The 6,521-nt window shown below is 60.3% G+C and carries 5 protein-coding genes; 2 read left to right on the top strand and 3 right to left on the bottom strand.

Going from position 1 to position 6,521, the window contains the following annotated elements:
* The coding region (locus ABX749_RS17045; protein WP_372897023.1) for a hypothetical protein at positions 1–237 on the top strand (237 nt) is incomplete at its 5' end.
* Between the two features lie 28 nt (positions 238–265).
* On the opposite strand, the gene ABX749_RS17040 is transcribed toward ABX749_RS17045, so the two are convergent.
* Together ABX749_RS17040 and ABX749_RS17035 are read right to left on the bottom strand one after the other, a co-directional pair.
* Complete coding sequence (locus tag ABX749_RS17040) at positions 266–1,507, bottom strand: EAL and HDOD domain-containing protein (RefSeq protein WP_145210312.1); 1,242 nt, start codon at positions 1,505–1,507, stop codon at positions 266–268.
* Positions 1,508–1,684: 177 nt separating this feature from the next.
* The gene (locus tag ABX749_RS17035) at positions 1,685–2,470 is read right to left on the bottom strand and encodes an SDR family NAD(P)-dependent oxidoreductase (protein WP_372897022.1); all 786 of its coding nucleotides are present in this window, start codon (positions 2,468–2,470) and stop codon (positions 1,685–1,687) included.
* 136 nt (positions 2,471–2,606) lie between these two features.
* Between ABX749_RS17035 and ABX749_RS17030 the strand changes: the two genes are divergently transcribed.
* On the top strand, positions 2,607–3,071 hold the full coding sequence (locus ABX749_RS17030; RefSeq protein ID WP_145210307.1) for a RidA family protein: 465 nt from the start codon (positions 2,607–2,609) through the stop codon (positions 3,069–3,071).
* A gap of 50 nt (positions 3,072–3,121) precedes the next feature.
* Here the strand turns inward: ABX749_RS17030 and ABX749_RS17025 are convergent.
* A partial coding sequence (locus ABX749_RS17025; protein ID WP_372897021.1) for a Calx-beta domain-containing protein occupies positions 3,122–6,521 on the bottom strand: 3,400 nt, incomplete at its 5' end.

The raw sequence follows: 6,521 nt of genomic DNA, 5'->3' as shown, positions 1-6,521 counted from the left end.
TCCGGATTGACCGCCCTGTTCGGGATCATTTGCGGCCCAGCAGATGGAGTCCGACCGCCGATGCGGTCGCCGACGCGGTTCGAACCGGAGGCCCCCATGAACTTCACTTGGTTTTCCATCATCGCGGTCATCACAGGAATCGGCTTGCCGGTCACGATTCTGGCGTTCGCCGCGTCGTATTTGTACCGCAACCGGCCGAAGCCGGAGGAGCGGACCTATTTCTGGGACGAACGATAGGGCGCGACCCGGGAGCGTCGGAGGCGTATTAACCGTCGATGTTGCAGTCGGCGATCCAACGCAGCGCCTGCTGATAGGCTGATGTCAGGTGCTCGGCCGACAACGAGATCGGCGGCGTGATCTCTCCCGCTTCGAAGTTGATCACGCTTTGCAGGATGTGCCCCAGTTCGCCGGCTCGATTGAGCAAGGCGTCGTTCATGTCGTCGGCCAGCGGCAACAGCGGGATGACTTCGTCCATCGGCTTGTCCAACAGTGCGTCCATGACCGAAAGCAATCCAAGCGTGTAGTAGCGGTCCGGTCGCGTGGCGCGTGATTCGCTCGCCAGCAACTCGCACATCTTACCGCGAATCATGGCAAGCTTGATCAGTTCTTGCGGCTTGCCTTCATCGATGCTGGTCATCAGCATCATCGAGGCCAGGGAACGCAAACGCGAGATCCCCATCAAGGTCGTCGCTTGCTTCAACGAATCGATCGTGCGTGTGGTCGCGGCGTTGGCTGAATTGACGAACCGCAGCAACTTGAACGAAAGATTCGCGTCGGTTTGGATGATCCCTTCGACTTCGCCGACCGTGATGTCGGGGTTTTGCAGTTCGGACATCAGTCGCACAATCGAGGCCACATTGACTTGCGTCTTGCGTTGGCTGATGACCTGGGGACGACAGAAAAAGTAGCCTTGGAAGAGGTCGCAACCGAGGCTCTTACAGAGCTCGAAATCCTCTTGTGTCTCAATCTTTTCGGCCAAGATGGTGCGCACGCCCAACGCACGCAGCTTGCTGATGTGATCCGCCAAGTCTTCTTTGGGGATCAGCGGAAACTCGATCTTGACGATGTCCGCAGTCCCGATCAACGCTTCCAACTCGGGGCGATAGACGAAATCATCCAGCGCGATCTTGTAGCCTTCTTCGACCAGTTTCTCGATCGCCGAGAGCACCTCCTCGTCCGGTTCGATGTCTTCGAGGATTTCCAGGACGACGCGGTCGGGCGGCATGCACGACAAGTTGTGACTGGTCAGCAAGTTGCGTGTCAAATTGATGAACGCCTTTTTCGAACCGACGATCGTGTCCAGACCGATATCGGTGAACGTATTGAGCAGCACGTTGGCTGTCGCCCGATCACCATCGGTGATCATCGCGGCGTTCTGCTCCCCCGATCGGAACAGCAACTCGTAGGCAAAAACCTCCACTTCAGGAGTGAAGATCGGTTGACGTCCCACGAAGGCGTTTTCGGCGGGGGAGGACGTTGCGCCGGGAGAGGTTTGGCAGGTCGACATGACGGATAGAATTCTGTTGAAGCGGGAGTGATGGTGGGCGAATCCCTATCTTGGCGAGACCAATGCATGTTGCTGTCGCAAGAAAGCCGATGACGGCGCATGACCCCACTGTTGGAAGTCTAAGTCATCTTTTGCAGGGTCACGCCGTGTTCACGCCAATGTCATGTCCGTCGTCCCTCACTCAGGCACGTCGGGTTGCTGCCAGGCACTCATCCCTCCGTCGACGTAAATCGTCTGGCCGTGAATGTGCTCGGCCGCATCGGACAATAAAAAGATCACCGTACCCGCACACACGTCGCCGGTCGGAACGCGCCCGTTGGGTGTGTGCAATTCCATCCAACGGCGCATCTTGTCATCGCCGATCGCGCCATCGGTCAACGGTGTTCGCACCAGACCGGGCGCCATGGCGTTGACCCGAATCCCCTTGGGCGCCAGCGACACGCAAAGCGAACGGACCATCGCCGCGACCGCCCCCTTGCTGGTGTCGTAGGCGGTGTGATCGGGTTCGGAGAGCAACCCGTTGATCGATCCGGTGAACACGACGCGCCCCTGGACCTCGGCATCCACCCAACGCCGCGCGATCGCCTGGGTCAAGAAATATCCCGCTGCAACGTTCAGATGCATGGTGGTTTGGTAGCGGTCAAAATCCATTTCCAAAAACGGCACGTCGATGTACGTCCCGGCGTTGTTGACCAACAGGTCGATTCCTGGCATCAACGCATCCACTTCCGCCATCAAGGAATCCAGGTACTCACCCGGGGCACGCGATAAATCGCACAGCACCAGTTCGGCGCGGACTCCGTGTCGGCGACATTGTTCCAACGTCTGTTCCGCCGCCGCGTCGCGTCGTAATCCGACCAGCAACACGTCCGCACCGGCTTTCGCCGCCGCGATCGCAATCGCCCCGCCGATGCCCTGGGTCCCGCCGGTGATCAACGCCTTTCGGCCACTCAGTTCGTTCATGATCAATTTCGCTCAAGGGTGCAAGGATGGTCCAACGACACGAACGCAGCGGTTCCTGTCGTCGTCAGCTTGAAAGACGACTGAAATACTGACACACTTTGGCTTTCCCATTCACCGCTTCCAACCCCACCAAACCATGTCGTACCAAAAACGTATCGAAGAACTCGGACTCGAACTACCACCTGCGCCTGCACCGGCCGGCGTTTACAAGCCCGTCGTCGTCGTTGGCGGTCTTGCCTATGTTTCCGGGCATGGACCGTTAAAGCCGAACAAGACGCTGACGACCGGTCGTCTGGGATTGGACTTGGATGTCGAATCGGGGTATGAGGCGGCTCGGCAAACCGGTCTGGCCATGCTGGCCACGCTGCAAGACCACTTCGGTTCGCTCGACAAAGTGAAACGGGTGATCAAGTTGCTCGGACTGGTCCAGTGCATCGAAGGCTTCCCCGATTCGCCCGCCGTGATCAACGGTTGCAGCGAGTTGTTCCGAGACGTGTTTGGCGAAGAAAACGGCGTCGGCGCTCGCAGCGCCATCGGCACCAACAGCCTGCCCGGAAAGATCGCCGTCGAAATCGAAGCCATCTTCGAAGTCGACGCGTAGCGAGTTCATTCCGAGCGTGTGGCCTGGCGCGATCGGAGCCCCATCCGTTCTCACCAGCGGCTCAATGCCTCATCGAGCAACCGCAGCGACTCGTTCCCGCCTATCGCGTGGTCGGCGATCGTGTCGGTCATCAAGGCGACGGAGCGGTCACGTGGCTTCGACTCGTCCGTCGTTTCCATCACGGCAATCCCGGCGGACGGGGTTGCCGATCTCGCCTGCGGAGAACGAGTGACCAGCAACGAGACCAAGAATGCCTCTGGGGTTTCAGAGTCATCTGCGACTTCCGCCCGTTGCGCCTGGCCTCCCGAACCAGAAGACGAGCCGTTGGACGTCGGCGGTGGAGGCGGTGGCGGCGGGCTGGACGGCCCATTCCAATCGCCCGAGATCGGAGTCCAGCCGGCATTGCCGCCGGGGCCGAAGATGAAGAAGTAGTCCGACGCTCCGGCGGTGAACGAATCCTTCAAGTGGAACCGCGAGACCGCCGGCTCATACAAGCCGATCGTGTCGGTGCCGTCGCCGTTCCAGTCGCCCACCATCGGGAGCCAACCGGCATTGCCGCCGGGGCCGAATCCAAAATACTGGTCCGAAGCCCCCGACGTGAAGGTGTCTTTGAGATGGAACAATGAGATGTCGGGTTGATACAGCCCGATCGTGTCGGTGCCATCACCATTCCAGTCGCCGGCCAACGGGATCCAGCCCGCATTGCCGCCCGGGCCAAAGGCAAAGTATTGGTCGGAAGCCCCCGACGTGAACGTGTCTTTGAGATGGAACAGGGAAATGTCCGGTTGGTACAGCCCGATCGTGTCGGTGCCATCGCCGTTCCAATCGCCGGCCAACGGGATCCAGCCCGCATTGCCGCCGGGGCCAAAGGCAAAGTACTGGTCTGATGCCCCCGGCGTGAAGCTGTCTTTGAGATGGAACAACGAGATGTCCGGTTGGTACAGCCCGATGGTGTCGGTGCCGTCGCCGTTCCAATCGCCGGACAACGGAATCCAGCCCGCGTTGCCGCCGGGACCGAAGGCAAAGAATTGGTCTGAACCACCCGAGGACAACGCGTTTCTGAGATGGAACAGCGGAGCGTCGGGTTGGTACAGTCCGATCGTATCCAGCGTGATGCTGCCCGAACCCAAACTGCCGTCGTCATTGGAAATGGTGCCGATCGCCGACGTGACGGCCAATCGTGCACCGTCGGACGGCCCCGACAACGTGACTGTGAATCGCTCGTCGGCTTCCCCGACGCTGTCACCGCTGACGTTGAACGTCACCACCTGCGAGGTGGTCTGCCCGGCCTGGAATTGAACTTGCCCCGACGGAAACGAACCGCCAAAGTCGGCGGCGTTGACCGGATTCCCATCGCGAGGCGTCACGGCATAGTTGATGGTCGCCGACGATGACACATCACCGCTCCGCGTCACCGTGAAACTAAACGATGTCGTGCCGGAATCCCCTTCGGACTGTGTCAAATTTGATGCATTGATCGATGCGATCGTGGTCGCAGGAATCACTTCGCTGATCGCCAACCCGGGGATCACAATCCCGGCGCTTCCCGCGTTGGCTTCGACACGCACGCGGATCGTCCCGAACTCGGTCGCGGTGACGCGTTCGGCGTACGACTCCAACGTCCGCGCGTTGCTGCCGGCTTCGTCATTGATCATCAGCACGCCGTTGCTGGTCACTTGGTTGAACGTGATCGGCGTGCCGTCACCGGTGATCGTGACGCGCTGGTCAAATGTGTCTATGAAATTCTCGAGCGCAAAGACATACAGATCGTATTCAAACCCCGGTGTCAGTCCGGCCCAGGTGACGTCGATCGGTGCCGGCGGGCCACCGAAAGGACCGCTGTAGAGCAGCCCGTCGATCCCCGCTAACGAAGGTGTGTGGCTGGGCAACGTGCCGCTCGAAGGCGTCGAGGTTCCGCTGCCGGTGTTGTCATCAAACAACAAGTCGATCGTGGTCGCGTTTCCGGCTTCGTCGATCAAGTCATTCAAGACAAACGACGGCGGATTCGAACCGACGTCTACCCGCGTCCAATTCGTCGGCGACGAACCCGCGATGGGATCAAAGTCGATGCCCACCAATTGACCGCTGCCGGACGCCGGAAACGCCGTGTCGTTGTCGATGATGTCCGCGGCCACACTGGCAATGGCCAGCGACAGCGGATAATTCGTCGCGTCGTCGGTGGCGGTGATCGCGTGCGAAATCGTACTCGCGTGCGTCCCTTCGACCGCCAAGTCATCGATCGCACGGACAAAGACATTCTGCGGCGTCGTGTGATTGAACACCAACGTTTGGCTGCCGGCGAACGATCCGGCCGCGCCGGTCAAACTGATTTCGCTCTGTGCGTCGGCCGTTACCGTGATCGTCACGTCGGCACCGCCGCTGGGCGCCGAGTCCAACGCGATCTGATAAGAATCGGTCACAATGCCCGGCGTTTCGCGAAGCGCTGTGCCCGCACCGGTTTCCACGATCGTCACGCCCGCGGCCGAAGCGTTGGCGGAGACTGAAAAATTCTGGTCGGAGATGTCAAAGAACACATTGCCAACACCCTTGGCACGAATCCGAGCTTGGCTGGTCGAGACATCAAGATTGGGCACCACAATCGATGCGGACCCGTTGTTGGGATAGTTGCCGAGCAGAATCGGAAACGTGTTGCCGCCGTCCAGGGACAGACTCAATTGAATCGTCGCCGTGTTGATCCCGTTGGCATTGGTTCCCGCGACGGCCCAGGTCACCGTTTCGCTGCCGCCGCCGGACCACGTCACCGAGGTGTTGGGCGACGTGATTTCGAACGCGGCGCCGGTATCGACCACGGTCACGCGGACATCATCGCTGCGGACGCCACTGATCGTCGCGCCGCTGACATCGTGATTGTCGCGCGCCGTCGCGCGGAAATTCATGACGCGACTTTGGGTCGGCAAATGTTCGCCGCGATTGGTCAACGGACTGGTGTTGGCCAAGATGTCCGACAGCCGTGGAAAGGTGCGATCCGGGGCGGCTGTCGGGGCAAAGGAGCGGAACAGTGGGCCGACCGCATCAGCGGCGTCGGGAATCGGCACCGTTTGTCCGCTGCTGGGGGAACCGACATCGATCTGTTCCCAGGTGTACGTGAGGCTGTCACCGGAGTCGGGATCCGATGCGTCGGCGGTCAGGACAAACGGCGTACCGGCGGGGATCGTGACATCGGGGCCGGCATCGATGGTCGGGATTGTATTGCCGTTGGCCACCGGTGGTCGCAAGGTGGGGATGGTGGTTGAGATGAAGCGTTGGATTTCGTCAAAGCTTCCCGCGTGAAAGTAACGTTCGTCGCCAGGTTCGACCGGCAGATTGTCGCTGCCGCAAATCCCTTGATACGCCATGATCGTCGAACCGCTACCGGGTTCGTAGGAACTTTCGACGGCGCGTTGCGAACAGTTCCCCGACGCGCCGTTGAACGAATGTTCGGCGCCGAAT

Origin of the sequence: Stieleria sp. (genome assembly GCF_041595215.1) — a bacterium.
Classification (GTDB): domain Bacteria; phylum Planctomycetota; class Planctomycetia; order Pirellulales; family Pirellulaceae; genus Stieleria; species Stieleria magnilauensis.
Note: the sequence above shows the minus strand (reverse complement) of the source record. Positions and strands in the feature narration are given on the sequence as shown.

What these genes read in the sequence shown, in the direction of transcription:
- ABX749_RS17040 (WP_145210312.1), bottom strand. Translation starts at nt 1,507, where the DNA reads ATGTCGACCTGCCAAACCTCTCCCGGCGCAACGTCCTCCCCCGCCGAA.
- ABX749_RS17035 (WP_372897022.1), bottom strand. Translation starts at nt 2,470, where the DNA reads ATGAACGAACTGAGTGGCCGAAAGGCGTTGATCACCGGCGGGACCCAG.
- ABX749_RS17030 (WP_145210307.1), top strand. Translation starts at nt 2,607, where the DNA reads ATGTCGTACCAAAAACGTATCGAAGAACTCGGACTCGAACTACCACCT.